The organism is Streptomyces sediminimaris (assembly GCF_047049295.1).
Lineage (GTDB): Bacteria > Actinomycetota > Actinomycetes > Streptomycetales > Streptomycetaceae > Streptomyces > Streptomyces sediminimaris.
In genome coordinates this window covers 6,268,916-6,285,056 of record NZ_JBJWOT010000001.1, presented here as the reverse complement: position 1 = coordinate 6,285,056, position 16,141 = coordinate 6,268,916, and the positions used below count along the sequence as shown (strand labels likewise).

The window sequence follows — 16,141 nt, the reverse complement described above, 5'->3', positions numbered from 1 at the left end:
TATGACAAGCACCGCGCTACTCCCCGCTGTCTTCGCCCCGTTGCCGTTACCCGGAGGTTCCATGCATGCCACCGCAGAGTTGATCGGCGCCGCGGCGGCCCTCGTCGGCCTCGGAATCCTGACGCTCGCCAGTGTCCGCAGCATCAGCCGGCGCTGACGTCCGTGCCGCGCGGCAACCGTGCACAGGGGTGCCTGCGCCCTGCCGCCGGTGTGTAGCTTTGGGCGTCGGTCTGAGACCCTGATCGGGCCGAGCAGTGATTCTTGACACCGGAAGGACGGTCGTGCACATCGTCATCATGGGCTGCGGGAGAGTGGGTTCCGCTCTCGCCCAGACCCTGGAGCAGCAGGGGCACACGGTCGCCGTGATCGACCGGGACCCCACGGCCTTCCGCCGTCTCGGACCCGGCTTCGGCGGCCGCCGGGTCACCGGCATCGGCTTCGACCAGGACACCCTGCGCGAGGCCGGCATCGAGGAGGCCGGTGCCTTCGCCGCCGTCTCCAGCGGCGACAACTCCAACATCATCTCCGCGCGCGTGGCGCGCGAGATGTTCGGTGTGGAGAACGTCGCCGCCCGCATCTACGACCCGCGCCGCGCCGAGGTCTACCAGCGCCTGGGCATCCCCACCGTCGCGACGGTCCGCTGGACGGCGGACCAGATGCTGCGCCGGCTGCTCCCCTCGGGCGCCGAGCCGCTGTGGCGCGACCCCACCGGCGGTGTCCAGCTCGCCGAGGTGCACGCCTCCGCCGCCTGGGTCGGTCACAAGATCAGCAGACTCCAGGAGGAGACGGGTGTCCGGGTGGCGTTCGTGACCCGGCTCGGCGAGGCCATCCTGCCCACCTCCCAGACGGTGCTGCAGGACGGCGACCTGGTGCATGTGATGATGCGCACCGACGAGGTCGACAAGGTCGAGGCGTCCTTCGCCAAGGGTCCGGACGAGGAGGGCGGTCACTGATGCGAGTCGCCATTGCCGGTGCCGGCGCGGTCGGCCGCTCGATCGCGGGCGAACTGCTGGAGAACGGCCACGAGGTCCTGCTCGTCGACAAGACGCCGACCGCCATCTCGGTCGAGCGCGTCCCGCAGGCGGAGTGGCTGCTCGCCGACGCCTGCGAGATCACGTCCCTGGACGAGGCGGCGCTGCAGCGCTGCAACGTCGTGATCGCCGCGACGGGCGACGACAAGGTGAACCTGGTCGTCTCGCTCCTCGCCAAGACGGAGTACGGCGTTCCGCGCGTCGTGGCCCGCGTCAACAACCCCAAGAACGAGTGGCTCTTCAACGAGTCCTGGGGCGTCGACGTCGCCGTCTCCACACCCCGTCTGATGTCCGCGCTGGTCGAGGAGGCGGTGAGCGTCGGCGATCTGGTCCGCCTGCTCCGCTTCAGCCACGGCGACGCGAACCTGGTGGAGCTGACGCTCCCGGAGGAGTCGGCGCTGGCCGGCACCCAGGTCGGCGACGTGCAGTGGCCCGAGGACACGTCCCTGGTCACGATCATCCGCGGCACCCGCGTCCTCACGCCCTCGCGCGACGACTCCCTCGAACCGGGCGACGAACTCCTCTTCGTGGCCGCCCAGGCCAGGGAGGAGCAGCTGGAGGACCTGCTGTCGGTGCGCCGGGAGGACACGGCGGGCTGATCACCGCGTCCCACTGGTCTCCGCCGGGGCCCGGCGGGAGACGGCCGCGTTCACGACGACGAGGGGCGCCCCGCGAGTCGCGGGGCGCCCCTCGTCGTCGTGGGCGAGCAGATGTTCGCAGGGGGAGCCGCGGCTACCGGCGGTGCCGCCCGCCGCTCGGCTCGGCGTCCGCGGCGGCGGCCCGCTCCTTCTCGGCCCGCTCCTGCGCCTCCATCTCGGCGAACACGTCGATCGGCGCGGGCGCCTTCGCCAGGAAGACCCACGTCAGCCACACGGCCAGCAGGAACGGCGGGATCTTCAGGGCGACCAGGACCCAGCCCAGCTGAGCGGTGTTCGCCCACCAGTACAGCGGGAAGAGGATGGCGCACTTGCCGAGCAGGATCAGCCCCCAGGCCCAGCTGGCCTTGGCATACGCCTTCTTGCGGCCCGGGTTGCGGGTGCGCCAGGAGAGGTTCTCCTTGAAGACGGGCCCGAGGATCAGCCCGAGGAGCGGGACCCCGCACAGCGTCGTGACGATGTACGCCAGCGCCAGGCCCAGCGTGTAGAGCATGCCGGGCAGGTAGAAGTCCTTGGCGTTGCCCGTCATCATCGCGAAGACGACGCCGAAGGCGACGCCGAAGACCCCGCTGAAGGCGTGCTTGACGGTGTCCCGCATGGCCAGGCGGACCACCACGAGCGCCAGGGACACCACGAGGGCGGCGATGGCCGACCAGTGCAGGTCCTTGTTGATCGTGTAGATGGTGACGAAGAGGAGGCCGGGCAGCACCGTCTCGACCATGCCCCGCACTCCGCCGAACGCCTCGAACAGGGCGGCCTCCGTCACCGTCCGCGTGTCGTCGGCTTGAGTGTCTTCGGTCGGCTTGTCGAGCGACGTCACCGGCTACTCCCGTCCGAGGGGTCTCAGTTCGTATTTCGGATTGAACAGCACCCGGCGGCCCCGGCTCATCGAGATCCGGCCCGATGCGATCAGTCTGCGCCCCGGCTCTATCCCGACGATGGAGCGCCGCCCGAGCCACACCACGTCGAGCGCGGCGGAGCCGTCGAACAGCTCGGCCTCCAGGGCCGGGACGCCCGCGCGCGGCCGCAGGGTGACCGTGCGCAAGGTACCAGTAACCGTGACGACCTGTCGGTCGTGGCAGTCACCGATCCGGGTGCATCCGGCGGTCTCGGTGTCCTCCCGCAGCTCCTCCGACTCCAGGTCCTCCTGCGAAGAGGAGAGCCGGTCGAGCATGCGCCGGAACCGGCCCACCGGCTTTTCGGAACGAGGAACAGCACTCATGTCTTGAAGCGTACCGGGGTGCACTGACGGCTACGTACCCGCGACCCTAGCGCTCGAACCGGTAGCCCATGCCCGGCTCGGTGATGAAGTGCTCCGGGTGCGAGGGGTCAGCCTCGAGTTTCCTGCGCAGCTGCGCCATGTACACCCTGAGGTAGTTCGTCTCGGTTCCGTAGGACGGACCCCACACCTCCTGCAGGAGCTGTCTCTGGCTCACCAGCCGCCCCGTGTTGCGCACCAGCACCTCCAGCAGGTGCCACTCGGTCGGTGTCAGCCGTACGTCCCTGCCGCCCCGGTTGACCTTCTTCGCGGCCAGGTCGACGGTGAACTCCCCGGTCTCCACGGTCGTCACGTCGCTGTCGCCGGTGCCGACCGGCTCGGCCCGGCGGACCGCGGCGCGCAGCCGGGCCAGCAGCTCGTCCATGCCGAAGGGCTTGGTGACGTAGTCGTCGGCGCCGGCGTCCAGCGCCTCGACCTTCTCGTCGGAGGTGTGCCGCGCGGACAGCACCAGGATCGGCACGCGGGTCCAGCCGCGCAGTCCCTTGATCACCTCGACGCCGTCCATGTCGGGCAGGCCCAGGTCGAGGACGACCACGTCGGGGTGGCGGGCGGCGGCGAGCCGGAGGGCGGTGGTGCCGTCGTGGGCGGCGTCGACCTCGTACTTGCGTGCCCTGAGGTTGATCACCAGGGCACGGACGATCTGCGGCTCGTCGTCGATCACGAGCACCCTGGTGGGGGCCTGGGAGGCACCCCCGGCCGGGCTCACCATGTGGTCTGCCTTTCGGGTTCCGCCGGGTGGACGGGCTGCCGCGCGTGCGACGCCGCCGCGCGCAGGGTCAGCACCATGGTGAGGCCGCCGCCGGGTGTGTCCTCGGCGTCGAGGGTGCCGCCCATGGCCTCGGCGAAGCCGCGCGCCACGGCGAGGCCGAGGCCCACTCCGGCCCCGCGCGGCGCGTCGCCGTAGCGCTGGAAGGGCTCGAAGATGCGCTCCTTGGCCTCGTCGGGGACGCCGGGGCCGCGGTCGACGATCCGCACCTCCACCCGGTCGGCGATGGCGCTCGCGGCGACCAGGACCGTCTCGTCCGGGGGGCTGTACTTGACCGCGTTCTCGACCAGGTTGGCCACCGCCCGCTCCAGCAGCCCCGGGTCGACGGCGACCATGGGCAGGGTCTCCGGCACGTCGAGCACGACGCCGCCCTCGACCACCCCGACCAGCGCCATCGGTACCACCTCGTCCAGGTCGGCCTCGCGGATCAGCGGGGTGACCGTGCCGGTCCGCAGCCGGGACATGTCCAGGAGGTTGCCCACGAGGTGGTCGAGCCGGTCGGCGCCCTCCTCGATGCCCTCCAGCAGCTCCGCCCGGTCCTCCTCGGACCACGCCACGTCGTCCGAGCGCAGGGAGGACACCGCCGCCTTGATCCCGGCGAGCGGGGTGCGCAGGTCGTGGCTGACGGCGGCCAGCAGTGCCGTACGGATGCGGTTGCCCTCGGCCAGCGCACGGGCCCGGTGGGCCTCCTGCTGCAGGCGCCTGCGGTCCAGTACGACGGCGGCCTGGGCGGCGAACGCGGCCAGCACCCGGCGGTCCTCGGCGGGCAGCACCCGGCCGGTGAGCGCGAGCGCGAGGTGGTCCCCGACCGGAACGTCCACGTCCGCGTCCTCCGGCCGCGCCACCGCCGTCCCGGTTCCCGCGCGGCCCGCGCAGGTCCACGGGTCGCGGTCGCCGGCCCGTTCCAGGAGGGCCGCCGACGACATGCCGAAGGTCTCGCGGACCCGTTCGAGCAGGTCCTCCAGACCGGTCTCGCCGCGCAGCACGTTGCCCGCGAGGAAGGAGAGGATCTCCGACTCGGCGCGCAGCCGGGCCGCCTGATGGGTGCGGCGGGCCGCGAGGTCGACGACCGAGGCGACCGAGACGCCGACACCGACGAAGATGGCGATCGCGACGATGTTCCTGGGGTCGGCGATGGTGAAGCGGTGCAGGGGCGTCGTGTAGAAGTAGTTCAGCAGCAGGGAGCCCACCGCGGCCGAGGCCAGCGCGGGCAGCAGCCCGCCGAGCAGCGCCGCCGCGACCGTCACCGACAGGAACAGCAGCATGTCGTTGGCGAGCCCCAGGTGGACGGTGTTGAGCAGCACCGCCAGGACGGCCGGCAGGACGACGCCGACCACCCACCCGGCGATGATCCGGGACCGGCCGAGGCGTGCGCCGCGGGCCACCGGCAGCCCGCGTCCCTTGCCCGCCTGGCCGTGGCTGATCAGGTGGACGTCGAGGTCGGGGCCGGAGTCCCGGGCGACCGTCGCGCCGACGCCGGGCCCGAAGACGTACTGCCAGCTCTTGCGCCGGGAGACCCCGAGCACGATCTGCGTCGCGTTGGTCCCGCGCGCGAAGGCGAGCAGCGCCGCCGGTATGTCGTCGCCGACGACGTGGTGGAAGGTACCGCCCAGGTCCTCCACGAGGGTGCGCTGCACGGCCAGTTCCTTCGGCGAGGCGGCCGTGAGCCCGTCGCTGCTGGCTATGTAGACCGCCAGCACCTCACCGCCGGCCCCCTTCTCGGCCAGGCGCGCGGCCCGCCGGATGAGGGTGCGGCCCTCCGGTCCGCCGGTCAGGCCGACCACGATCCGCTCGCGCGAGCCCCAGATCCGCGACACCCGGTGTTCGCTGCGGTACTGCTTCAGGTACTCGTCGACCCGGTCGGCCACCCACAGCAGTGCCAGCTCCCGCAGGGCGGTCAGGTTGCCCGGCCGGAAGTAGTTCGACAGGGCCGCGTCGACCTTGTCCGGCCGGTAGATGTTGCCGTGCGCCATGCGCCGGCGCAGCGCCTCGGGCGACATGTCGACCAGCTCGATCTGGTCCGCCCGCCGCACCGTCTCGTCCGGCAGCGTCTCCCGCTGCCGCACCCCGGTGATCGACTCGACGACGTCGCCGAGCGACTCCAGGTGCTGGATGTTCACGGTGGAGACGACGTCGATGCCGGCGGCGAGCAGCTCCTCGACGTCCTGCCAGCGCTTGACGTTGCGGGAGCCGGGGACGTTGGTGTGGGCCAGCTCGTCGACCAGGGCCACCTGCGGGCGGCGGGCCAGCACGGCGTCGACGTCCATCTCGGTGAAGACGGCGCCGCGGTACTCCAGGTCCTTGCGGGCCACCTGCTCCAGGCCGCGCAGCATCACCTCGGTGCGCGGCCGGCCGTGGTCCTCCACGAAGGCGACGACGCAGTCGGTGCCCCGCTCCACGCGCCGGTGCGCCTCGGAGAGCATGGCGTAGGTCTTGCCGACGCCCGGTGCCGCACCGAGGTAGATCCGTAGCTTGCCGCGTCCCATGGCCCCTATTGTCTTTCGTTCCCTGCCGCGCACGCAGCGTCGACCTTACGGCCACTGTTCTGGACAAACAGGACGGAAACGGGGGCGAGTGACGTCTTTGACACATCCCTGACGCAGAGCCGACTCCGACGCGCCTTCGAAGGCCCGGCGGTTCAGTGCTCGACGATCTCCCCGTCGCCCAGCTCCAGGACCCGGTCGGCCAGGTCCAGCAGGGTCGCGTCGTGGGTGGCGACGAGAGCGGTGACACGTTCGCTGTCGACGACGGCCCGCAGCAGCTCCATGACGGCGTGACCGGTCTCCGCGTCCAGCTGGCCGGTCGGCTCGTCGGCTATCAGGAGCGAGGGGCTGTTCGCCAGGGCACGGGCGACGGCGACGCGCTGCTGCTGGCCGCCGGACAGCTCACCGGGCCGCTGCGCCGCGTGGTCGGCGAGGCCCACCAGGGCGAGCAGCAGCTCCACGCGCTCCTCGCGCTCGCGGACCTCCGTGCGGCGCAGCCGCATCGGCACGCCCACGTTCTCGGCCGCCGTGAGGATCGGGATGAGCCCGAAGGACTGGAAGACGAAGCCGACGCGGTCGCGGCGCAGGGCGAGAAGCCCGTCCTCGCCGAGCGCCGACAGATCGAGGCCGTCGACGGTGACCCGTCCCTCGTCGGGTGCGTCGAGCCCGCCGACGATGTTCAGCAGCGTGGTCTTGCCCGACCCCGAGCGTCCCTTGAGGGCCACGAGTTCGCCGCGCGGCACCTCGAAGGAGACGCCGCGCAGGGCGTGCACGGCGGCCGCTCCTCGGCCGTGCGACTTGTGGACGTTCTCGACCCGCACCATGGTCTCGGTGACCACCTGGCTCATGCGCCCTCCCCCGTGCACCCGTCGGCCGGGCGCCAGTATCGCCACCCGGCGCCCGGTCCTTCAACGGCCGGTCGGCCCGGATCGTGCCGGCCGGCGCCCGCACGGCGAAGCGCCGCGCCCTCGGGTGTGCGGCTCACGGGGCGGAGGGGTCGTGCGGGCGGGGGCCTGTCCACCGGGGTCCGGCGGCCTCCCGCCGGGGCGCGGCCGACCGGGACGGCGCCGCGGCCGGTCGCGCGGCCCGCCGCGGCACTTCCCGCGGAGCGCTCAGCGGACCTCGGTGATCTCCGGTCCGCGCTGGAGCTGTCCCATGCCGCCGGCGAAGCGGGAGGACTCCTCCTGCTGGACGCCCTCGGGGACCATCTGCGCGTCGTTCGGCAGCTTGAGGACGATCGGGTCGCGGGGCGCCATCGGGCCGTCGCCGCGGACCACGACCGTGTCCCGGAAGATCTGCTCGAGCAGACCGGCCGCCTGCGGCTGCACCGCGCCCTGGCCCGAGATCACGCCGCGCAGGAACCAGCGCGGGCCGTCCACGCCGACGAACCGCACGACCTGGAAACCACCCGTGCCGTCGGGCAGTTGCACCGGCACTTGGGCCCGCAGCTCCCAGCCCAGCGGGCCCTCGACCTCGTCGATGATCCCACCCTGCTGGGTGATGCCCGAACCGATCTCCTCACGCACCTCGGCCCAGATGCCCTCGCGCTTGGGAGCGGCGAAGGCCTGCAACTGGATGGCGCTGTCGCGCAGCACGACGGTCGCCGCGACGATCGCGTCGCCCGCGACCTCGACCCGCAGCTCCATGCCGTCGACCCCGGGCACGAAGATGCCGCCCAGGTCCACCCGGCCCTCGGCCGGGTCGCGCACCTCGGACTCGTCCCAGGGCCCGTCGGGCCGCGGCCCGGGTTCGAGCCGCACGCGCACGCGCTCTTCGTCGTCCGCCTCAGTGTCGACGCTGTCGACGACCTGCTCGGCCTCGCCGGCCGCGTCCTCGGCGGCACCCTTCTTATTGCGACGTCCGAACACGTCACTGTCCTTCCCGGTCGGATACGACCGAAGCGTATCGATTCCCACCCGCCCGGCCGCCCTCGGCGGCCCGGCCGTTCGTGCTGTTGGTCCCGGCCACCGAGGCATGGCCCCCGGTGGACCCGAAGCCCCCTTCGGCCCGCGCCGAATCGGGAAGCTCCGCGACCTCCTGGAAGCGGACCCTCTCGACCTGCTGGACGACCAGTTGGGCAATCCGGTCGAAGCGCTCGAACCGCACGGCCTCGCGCGGATCGAGATTCACCACGATCACCTTGATCTCCCCACGGTACCCGGCATCAACCGTCCCCGGGGCATTCACGAGGGCGACACCGCAGCGGGCGGCCAGACCGGATCGGGGGTGCACGAAGGCCGCGTACCCCTCGGGGAGGGCGATCGACACCCCGGTGGGCAGCACCGTCCGCTCACCGGGCCTCAGTTCGCACGCCTCGGTGGTGCGCAGATCGGCTCCCGCGTCGCCCGGGTGTGCGTACGTCGGAAGCGGTACGTCCGGATCGACGCGGCGGACCTGCACGTCGAGTTCCTGACGCGGGGCACGGCTCACGGGTTCACCTCGAAGGCGCGGGCGCGCCGTCGCTGATCGGGGTCGCTCATCGCGGCGCGGATCTCCTCCGGGCGGCCGTGGTCGGTGAAGTGGTCGACCTTCACCTCGATGAACAGGGCGTCCGCGCGGACGGCGACGGGCCCCTCGGGGCCGCCGACGCGCCCCGTGGCGGTCGAGTAGATCTTGCGGCCCGCGACCGCCGTGACCTCGGCCGCCAGGTGCAGCGTGGTGCCCACCGGCACCGGCCGGACGAAGTCGGTCTCCAGCCGCCCGGTCACGGCGATCGTGCGCAGCAGCCAGTTCAGCGAGCCGAGGGTCTCGTCGAGCGCGGTCGCGAGCACGCCGCCGTGCGCGAGGCCGGGAGCGCCCTGGTGGGCGGGCTGCACGGTGAACTCGGCGGTGATCGTGACGCCTTCGCCGGCCCGCGCCTCCAGGTGCAGTCCGTGGGGCTGGCCGCCACCACACCCGAAACACTGTTCGTAGTGGGCACCGAGAGGCTCACCCGGCGCGGGAGCGTCGGGATGCCGTACGGGCCGCACCGCGTCGGCGGGGGGCTGAAGAGCTGGGGAAGTACCACTCACAGCCGCAGACCTTACCCGCGCGTCGGCACGTTCCGGACACCGTGCCAAGCTTGGATCCATGCAGCTCTCCACGGCCCCGTACGAAGAACGCCTCACGGCCCCCCGCTCCTGGTGGCTGATCTCCTTCCTGGTGGGCGTCTCCTTCGCCCTGATCCTGCTGCCCTTCGGCCCGCTGCCGCTGCTCGGCGGCCTGGTCGGGGGCACCGCGGTGGCGGCCGTCGTGGCGAGTTCGTACGGCTCGGTCCGCATCCGTGTGGTGGGCGGCTCGCTGATCGCGGGCGAGGCCCGGATCCCGGTCACGGCGCTGGGCGAGGCGGAGGTCCTGGACCCGGAGCAGGCGCGCGCCTGGCGCACGCACAAGGCCGACACCCGCGCGTTCCTGCTGCTGCGCGCCTACATTCCCAGGGCCCTGCGCGTGGAGGTCACCGACCCCGAGGACCCGACGCCGTACCTGTACCTGTCGACGCGGGAGCCCGAGCGGCTCGCGCAGGCCCTGAAGGCGGCGCGGGAGGCCGCGGCGTAGGGGCTCAGCCCGTGGCCTCGCCGTCCAGGTCCAGCGGATCGGCGGGGGCCTCCAGGGGAGGCAGCGCGGGCAGCGCGTCCCAGGGCACCTGAACCTTGCGCAGGTCCTTGCGGACGCGCCCGGCGAGCCTCCTGGTGTCCCGCCGGTTCATGACCGCGCCCACCGCGGCGCCCACCATGAAGGGCATCAGGTTCGGCAGGTCGCGCACCGTGCGCTTCATGATCTGCTGGCGCAGCCGCTGCTTGGCATGGCTGTTGAGCGCCGTGGTCACGGTCGACGGCCTGGTCATGTCGACCCGGCGCTCTCCCGACCAGGAGTTCAGATAGGCGGTGCTGCGCTCCCTGAGGTTGCCGGGCGGGCGTACGCCGTAGACCTCGTGGAGTTCGGCGATCAGCTTGAGCTCGATCGCGGCGACGCCGGTGATCTCGGCGGCGATCTCCGTCGGCATCGCGGGCGGTACGGGCAGCATCGCCGCCGCTCCGATGCCCGCTCCCACGGTGGAGGTGCCGGCCGCGGCGCCGGCCACGAGCTTGTCCGCGAGCTGCTCGGGGCCGAGGCCCGGGAACTGTCTGCGGAGCGTGGCCAGGTCCCGTACCGGGACCCGCGGGGCGATGTCGATGATCCGGTCGGCGACGTACGCCAGACCGGCTCTCGCGGCGGTGCCGCTCCTGCGGACACCCTGTGCGGCCCTGTCGCGGAGGACCGCGGCCCTCCCCCGCTGCCGGCTTCGCCCGGGCGGGGACTGTCCCGCCCCCGCGGCGGGCGCGGGGGTCTGTGACGGAGCCGGGAGGTCACCCCGGCCGGCCGCCGGTTCGAGCGAGGCCGATCCCGTACGCCCGTCCGTGCCGGGTGTCGCACCGGATGGGCCCCGCTCGTCGTCACGTGCGCCGAGAGAGGCGCCGTAGCGCCCTTCGTCCGCTCCCGTCTTCGGGAAGCGGCGCTTCCGAGGTGGGGTCGAGCCGGTCACGGCCGACCCGGCCTCAGTCGCAGTCGCGGCAGATCGGCTGGCCGTTCTTCTCCCGGGCCAGCTGGCTGCGGTGGTGCACCAGGAAGCAGCTCATGCAGGTGAACTCGTCCTGCTGCTTCGGCAGCACCCGGACGGCCAGCTCCTCGTTGGAGAGGTCCGCTCCGGGCAGCTCCAGGCCCTCGGCGGCCTCGAACTCGTCGACGTCGACGGCGGACGTCGACTTGTCGTTCCGCCGGGCCTTCAGTTCTTCAAGGCTGTCCGAGTCGACGTCGTCGTCGGTCTTGCGTGGAGTGTCGTAATCCGTTGCCATGTCGCTCTCCCCCTCTGGGTGTCTGCGGTGTCTCCAGCGCACGTAACGCGTGAGAGGCCGGACTTGTGCCCGACCCGAGGCGGAGATTTTGCCTCACATCAAGGTCTGTTACTCAATCGACACCCAACCGCACCCCTCAAGAGTGATCGGCTTGGATGGCGAACGGGACCGTACACGGTCCCCATGCCGCTGTTCAAAGGCATCTCACCCTGTACTTCCCGTGATCAGGTGACCCGAAAACCCGCATTTTCCCGGCTTTCCGGAAGTCGCCATGATCACGGAGAGTAGATGGCCGGAAAATCGCCCATGTGATCGATCACACACGGCGTAGGCCATCCGGCGGCCAGGAAATTCCGCCCAAAGCGAACATCCCCGTGTGTCGGCGACATGGTCTCAGATCGGCAGGGTGACCCGCATCACGAGTCCACCCCCCTCGCGCGGCTGGGCCGAGATGTGGCCGCCGTGCGCCCGGGCCACGGACCGGACGATGGACAGCCCCAGCCCCACACCCTTGTCGCTGCCCGTGCGCTCGGTGCGCAGCCGCCGGAAGGGCTCGAAGAGGTTGTCGAGCTCGTACGCCGGTACGACGGGTCCGGTGTTCGTCACGACCAGGACCGCCTGGCCGTGCTGGACGTCCGTGGTGACCTCGACCCAGCCGCCCTCCCGTCTCCCGCCACCGCCCTTGTTCGGAGGCGCTTCGCGCTGCGCCTCCTCACTCGGCACGTTGTAGCGCACGGCGTTCTGCACGAGGTTCAGGGCGATCCGCTCCAGCAGCACGCCGTTGCCCTGGACGACGGCGGGCTTCTGCTCGCCGCGGATCTCCACGCCCTTGGCGTCCGCCTCCGCGCGCACCTGGTCGACGGCCTGCTCGGCGACCTCGGCGAGGTCCACCGGCTTGCGCTCGACGATCTGGTTCTCGCTGCGCGCGAGCAGCAGCAGGCCCTCGACCAGCTGCTCGCTGCGCTCGTTGGTCGCCAGCAGCGTCCTGCCGAGCTGCTGGAGCTCCACGGGCGCGTTCGGATCGGAGAGGTGGACCTCCAGCAGGGTGCGGTTGATCGCGAGCGGCGTGCGCAGCTCGTGCGAGGCGTTGCCGACGAAACGCTGCTGGGCGGTGAAGGCCCGCTGCAGGCGCTCCAGCATGTCGTCGAAGGTGTCGGCGAGTTCCTTGATCTCGTCGTCCGGACCGTCCAGCTCGATCCGCCGGGACAGGTCCGAGCCCGCCACCGCGCGCGCAGTGCGCAGGATCCTGCCGAGCGGCGACAGGACCCGGCCCGCCATCGCGTAGCCGAAGGCGAAGGCGATCACGGCGAGGCCCAGCAGGGCCAGCAGCGAACGGCTGAGGAGGTCGTCGAGCGCGTGCTGGCGCTGGACGGCGTCGCACTGCTTCAGGATCGAGTTGAGCTCGCTCGGCGGCGCGGAGTTCAGGGCGGGGCAGGTGGTGCTGGTGATGTCGAGGTTGGAGCCGCTCACCTGGAAGGACTGGCCGCTGCCCTCGTGCAGGGCCTGGGCCGCCAGCAGATAGATGATCGACAGCAGCAGGATGCCGGCGATGAGGAACATGCCGCCGTACAGCAGGGTGAGCCGTATGCGGATGGTCGGGCGCAGCCACGGGAACGGCGGTTCGGGTTTTCTGGGGTCCCAGGTGGGCTTGGGCGGCGCGGTGGGGACAGCGGGTGTTGCGGCCATTGCGTATCAGATCCGGTAGCCGGAGCCGGGCACGGTGACGATCACGGGGGGCTCGCCCAGCTTGCGGCGCAGTGTCATGACGGTCACGCGCACGACGTTCGTGAACGGGTCGGTGTTCTCGTCCCAGGCCTTCTCCAGGAGCTGCTCCGCGGAGACGACGGCGCCCTCGGAGCGCATCAGCACCTCCAGGACGGCGAACTCCTTGGGCGCGAGCTGGACCTCCTTGCCGTCGCGGAAGACCTCGCGGCGGTTGGGATCGAGCTTGATGCCCGAACGCTCCAGGACCGGCGGCAGCGGCACACTGGTGCGCCGGCCGAGGGCACGCACGCGTGCGATCAGCTCGCTGAAGGCGAACGGCTTGGGCAGATAGTCGTCGGCGCCGATCTCCAGGCCCTCGACCCGGTCGCTGACGTCACCCGAGGCCGTCAGCATCAGCACGCGCGTGGGCATGCCCAGCTCGACGATCTTGCGGCACACGTCGTCGCCGTGCACGAGGGGGAGGTCGCGGTCGAGGACGACCACGTCGTAGTCGTTGACGCCGATACGCTCCAGGGCGGCCGCGCCGTCGTACACGACGTCGACGGCCATGGCCTCCCGGCGCAGTCCGGTGGCCACCGCATCGGCGAGCAGTTGCTCGTCCTCGACGACGAGTACGCGCACGTCGCAAGTCCTTCCTGTGTCCGCCCGCACGGCCCCGAGGGCGCGCTCGGGCGAGGGTTCGTCCCGGGTGTGTGTCTCCATCCTGCCCTTTTCGGTCATAAGTCGGCAGTAAGACGGGTGGGCGGCGGATGAGCGCCGGATGAAGGGCGGGTGTGAGACCCGGGAATCAAAGATTTTGTCGCCGGGTTGAGGTTTCCACGGAAGGGAGCGGGGGGAGGACGGTTCATACCCCGCGATCACGCTCTGCTAGTGCCGCAGCACCATGCGGCACGGCGCAATCCGCTTACCCCGGAGTGGCGTGGGTGTCCGGCACCGTCGCCTCCCGGCGCGGTGCGCCGGGCACTCGCAGGAGACGTGATCGGCCCTTCCGAACGGCACACCCCCGTGCCACCGACCCACGACCCAGGACGAGGGGGCGCAGCATGGACGCATTCACCGCAGGACTTCTGCAGCGCATAAAGGCGACCGAGTCCGACCTGACGCGGGCTCGCGACGAAGGCGACGACTTCCTCGTCGAGGTGGAGCAGGGCGAGCTCGACGACCTGCGCCGTCTCGCCGCCGAACACGGTGTGGAGGTCGGCGCCTAGCGTCCGATCAGCTCGTCAGCGCCGCAGCGGGCCCCCGGCGAATCCAGCGCCGGGGGCCCGCTGTGTCGTCCTGCGTTCGCGTTCACCTGCTGTTCGCCGCCGGGCGGCCCGGCGGACACGTTCAGTCGTGCCAGGCGCCGAAGTCCTCCAGGAGGCGCTGGAGGGGCTCGAAGACGCCCGGGGTGGCGGCGATCGCCAGATCGCGTCCGGGGCGCTCTCCGGGCCGTCCACCGGTCACGGCGCCCGCCTCCCGGGCGATGAGGTCGCCCGCGGCGAAGTCCCAGGCGTTCAGTCCCCGCTCGAAGTAGCCGTCGAGGCGGCCGGACGCCAGGTCGCACAGGTCGACGGCGGCCGAGCCGCCGCGCCGGATGTCGCGCAGCAGCGGGATCAGCCTCCGGGCGACCTCGGCCTGGTGGGTGCGGACCTCGGTGACGTAGTTGAAGCCCGTCGAGACCAGTGCCTGCTCCAGGGGCGGCGCGGGGCGGCAGGCCAGCTCGCGCTCGCCTTCCCAGGCGCCCGTGGCACGGGCCCCGCCGCCGCGGACGGCGTGGTACGTCTCGCCCCGCATGGGGGCCGCGACCACGCCGACGACGGCGTCGCCGTCCTGCTCGGCGGCGATGGAGACGGCCCACGTGGGCAGTCCGTACAGGTAGTTGACGGTGCCGTCGAGCGGGTCGATCACCCAGCGGATGCCGCTCGTGCCCTCGGTGGAGGCGCCCTCCTCGCCGAGGAAGCCGTCGTCGGGGCGGCGCTCGGAGATCAGGTCCGTGATCAGCTTCTCCGCGGCGATGTCCATCTCGGTGACCACGTCGATCGGGCTGGACTTGGTCGCGGCGACCGCGAGGTCGGCCGGTCGGCCGTCCCGCAGCAGCTCCCCGGCGCGGCGGGCGGCCTCCCGGGCGAGGCCGAGCAGTTCCTGGTGCAGGGGGTCGGTCACGGCGCTCCTCACGCGTACGGGCTGTCGGCGCCGGCGGCGGCCGGACGGGGGGTGCGGGCCGGGCAGCAGCCGGCCGGGCAGAGGTGGTGGCTCGGGCCGAGTGCGCCCAGGGCGCAGGGCGTGACCTCCTCGCCGCGCGCCACGGAGGCGCGCTCCAGGACGAGGTCGCGGACGGCGGCGGCGAAGCGCGGGTCGTCGCCGACCGTGGCCGAGCGGCGCATCGGCAGTCCCAGTTCCCCGGCCGTGGCCCTGGCCTCGGTGTCGAGGTCGTAGAGGACCTCCATGTGGTCGGAGACGAAGCCGATGGGGGCGATCACGACCGCCGGGACGCCGGCCCCGTGCCGCTCCCGGAGGTGGTCGCAGATGTCGGGCTCGAGCCATGGGACGTGCGGGGCGCCGGAGCGCGACTGGTAGACGAGCCGCCAGGGGTGGTCCACACCGGTGCGCTCGCGCACGGCGCCGGCGATCAGCCGCGCCACCTCCAGGTGCTGCTCGACGTAGGCCCCGCCCTCGCCGTGGGCCTCCACCGGGCCGGAGGTGTCCGCCGACGCGGTCGGGATCGAGTGCGTGGAGAACGCGATGTGCGCGCCGTCGCGGACCTCCTCGGGGAGGTCGGCCAGGGCCTCGAGCACACCGTCGGTCATGGGCCGCACGAAGCCCTCGTGGTTGAAGTAGTGCCGGATCTTGTCGATCTCCGGCAGGTCGAGCCCCTCGGACTCCAGGGCGGCCAGCGAGTCGGCGAGGTTCTCGCGGTACTGGCGGCAGCCGGAGTACGACGCGTAGGCGCTGGTGGCCAGGACCAGGACGCGGCGGCGGCCGTCGGCGACCATCTCGCGCAGGGTGTCGGTCAGATAGGGCGCCCAGTTGCGGTTGCCCCAGTAGACCGGCAGGTCCAGGCCGTGCTCCGCGAAGTCCTTGCGCAGGGCGTCCAGCAGGGCGCGGTTCTGGGCGTTGATCGGGCTGACCCCGCCGAAGAGGAAGTAGTGCTGCCCGACTTCCTTCAGGCGTTCCTTGGGGATGCCCCGCCCCCGCGTCACGTTCTCCAGGAACGGCACCACGTCGTCCGGGCCCTCCGGGCCGCCGAACGAGAGCAGGAGAAGGGCGTCGTAGGGGCTGGCATCGAGCGCATCTGGCATGGCTCGATCCTCCCACCCGGCACCGGCGGCCGGGAATCGGCGGGTGACGGGCGGGGCCCGGACCCGGTCGGGCGCGTTCAGCGGCGCATGACGGGTGCGTCGGGGCCGC

At 72.0% G+C, this 16,141-nt stretch carries 18 protein-coding genes; 4 read left to right on the top strand and 14 right to left on the bottom strand.

Going from position 1 to position 16,141, the window contains the following annotated elements:
• The first annotated feature begins 281 nt into the window (after window positions 1–281).
• The gene (locus ACJ9NR_RS29160; protein WP_412491993.1) at window positions 282–953 is read left to right on the top strand and encodes a potassium channel family protein; all 672 of its coding nucleotides are present in this window, start codon (window positions 282–284) and stop codon (window positions 951–953) included.
• Window positions 953–1,630 (top strand): potassium channel family protein, encoded by a 678-nt coding sequence (locus ACJ9NR_RS29155; RefSeq protein WP_412491994.1) that lies wholly within the window; start codon window positions 953–955, stop codon window positions 1,628–1,630. The genes ACJ9NR_RS29160 and ACJ9NR_RS29155 overlap by 1 nt, the downstream gene beginning before the upstream one ends.
• A 133-nt stretch (window positions 1,631–1,763) precedes the next feature.
• On the opposite strand, the gene ACJ9NR_RS29150 is transcribed toward ACJ9NR_RS29155, so the two are convergent.
• The 8 genes from ACJ9NR_RS29150 to ACJ9NR_RS29115 form a co-directional block, all read right to left on the bottom strand.
• Window positions 1,764–2,507, bottom strand: coding sequence for a DUF3159 domain-containing protein (locus ACJ9NR_RS29150; protein ID WP_412491995.1), 744 nt, complete (start codon window positions 2,505–2,507; stop codon window positions 1,764–1,766).
• A 3-nt stretch (window positions 2,508–2,510) separates the two neighbouring features.
• On the bottom strand, window positions 2,511–2,909 hold the full coding sequence (locus ACJ9NR_RS29145; protein WP_412491996.1) for an OB-fold nucleic acid binding domain-containing protein: 399 nt from the start codon (window positions 2,907–2,909) through the stop codon (window positions 2,511–2,513).
• Window positions 2,910–2,955: 46 nt separating this feature from the next.
• Window positions 2,956–3,675 carry a response regulator gene (locus tag ACJ9NR_RS29140; protein ID WP_412491997.1) on the bottom strand — a complete coding sequence of 240 codons (720 nt, stop codon included), beginning with the start codon at window positions 3,673–3,675 and terminating at the stop codon, window positions 2,956–2,958.
• Window positions 3,669–6,218: an ATP-binding protein gene (locus ACJ9NR_RS29135; RefSeq protein WP_412491998.1), complete on the bottom strand. Its 2,550-nt coding sequence runs from the start codon at window positions 6,216–6,218 to the stop codon at window positions 3,669–3,671. The genes ACJ9NR_RS29140 and ACJ9NR_RS29135 overlap by 7 nt, the downstream gene beginning before the upstream one ends.
• Window positions 6,219–6,370: 152 nt before the next feature.
• Window positions 6,371–7,063, bottom strand: a complete 693-nt coding sequence (locus tag ACJ9NR_RS29130) for an ABC transporter ATP-binding protein (RefSeq protein WP_412491999.1) — start codon at window positions 7,061–7,063, stop codon at window positions 6,371–6,373.
• A 264-nt stretch (window positions 7,064–7,327) separates the two neighbouring features.
• Window positions 7,328–8,083, bottom strand: coding sequence for a DUF3710 domain-containing protein (locus ACJ9NR_RS29125; RefSeq protein ID WP_412492000.1), 756 nt, complete (start codon window positions 8,081–8,083; stop codon window positions 7,328–7,330).
• Between the two features lies 1 nt (window position 8,084).
• Window positions 8,085–8,645, bottom strand: a complete 561-nt coding sequence (gene dut, locus ACJ9NR_RS29120; protein ID WP_412492001.1) for a dUTP diphosphatase — start codon at window positions 8,643–8,645, stop codon at window positions 8,085–8,087.
• The gene (locus ACJ9NR_RS29115; RefSeq protein WP_412492002.1) at window positions 8,642–9,226 is read right to left on the bottom strand and encodes a PaaI family thioesterase; all 585 of its coding nucleotides are present in this window, start codon (window positions 9,224–9,226) and stop codon (window positions 8,642–8,644) included. The genes dut and ACJ9NR_RS29115 overlap by 4 nt, the downstream gene beginning before the upstream one ends.
• Window positions 9,227–9,284: 58 nt before the next feature.
• Between ACJ9NR_RS29115 and ACJ9NR_RS29110 the strand changes: the two genes are divergently transcribed.
• Complete coding sequence (locus tag ACJ9NR_RS29110; protein WP_412492003.1) at window positions 9,285–9,749, top strand: DUF3093 domain-containing protein; 465 nt, start codon at window positions 9,285–9,287, stop codon at window positions 9,747–9,749.
• Between the two features lie 4 nt (window positions 9,750–9,753).
• On the opposite strand, the gene ACJ9NR_RS29105 is transcribed toward ACJ9NR_RS29110, so the two are convergent.
• From ACJ9NR_RS29105 to ACJ9NR_RS29090, 4 genes are all read right to left on the bottom strand, one after another.
• Complete coding sequence (locus ACJ9NR_RS29105; RefSeq protein ID WP_412492004.1) at window positions 9,754–10,716, bottom strand: hypothetical protein; 963 nt, start codon at window positions 10,714–10,716, stop codon at window positions 9,754–9,756.
• 13 nt (window positions 10,717–10,729) lie between these two features.
• On the bottom strand, window positions 10,730–11,026 hold the full coding sequence (locus tag ACJ9NR_RS29100) for a DUF4193 domain-containing protein (protein WP_005481602.1): 297 nt from the start codon (window positions 11,024–11,026) through the stop codon (window positions 10,730–10,732).
• Between the two features lie 393 nt (window positions 11,027–11,419).
• On the bottom strand, window positions 11,420–12,712 hold the full coding sequence (locus tag ACJ9NR_RS29095; RefSeq protein ID WP_412492005.1) for a sensor histidine kinase: 1,293 nt from the start codon (window positions 12,710–12,712) through the stop codon (window positions 11,420–11,422).
• A gap of 6 nt (window positions 12,713–12,718) precedes the next feature.
• Window positions 12,719–13,372 carry a response regulator transcription factor gene (locus ACJ9NR_RS29090; RefSeq protein WP_016432179.1) on the bottom strand — a complete coding sequence of 218 codons (654 nt, stop codon included), beginning with the start codon at window positions 13,370–13,372 and terminating at the stop codon, window positions 12,719–12,721.
• A 422-nt stretch (window positions 13,373–13,794) separates the two neighbouring features.
• Here ACJ9NR_RS29090 and ACJ9NR_RS29085 point away from each other — a divergent pair, with 422 nt between their 5' ends.
• Window positions 13,795–13,959: a hypothetical protein gene (locus ACJ9NR_RS29085; protein WP_165954967.1), complete on the top strand. Its 165-nt coding sequence runs from the start codon at window positions 13,795–13,797 to the stop codon at window positions 13,957–13,959.
• A gap of 121 nt (window positions 13,960–14,080) precedes the next feature.
• Here ACJ9NR_RS29085 and ACJ9NR_RS29080 read toward each other — a convergent pair whose 3' ends face one another.
• Both ACJ9NR_RS29080 and ACJ9NR_RS29075 read right to left on the bottom strand, forming a co-directional pair.
• Window positions 14,081–14,896, bottom strand: a complete 816-nt coding sequence (locus ACJ9NR_RS29080) for an inositol monophosphatase family protein (protein ID WP_412492006.1) — start codon at window positions 14,894–14,896, stop codon at window positions 14,081–14,083.
• 8 nt (window positions 14,897–14,904) lie between these two features.
• Window positions 14,905–16,032 carry a ferrochelatase gene (locus ACJ9NR_RS29075; RefSeq protein WP_412492007.1) on the bottom strand — a complete coding sequence of 376 codons (1,128 nt, stop codon included), beginning with the start codon at window positions 16,030–16,032 and terminating at the stop codon, window positions 14,905–14,907.
• Window positions 16,033–16,141 lie beyond the last annotated feature (109 nt).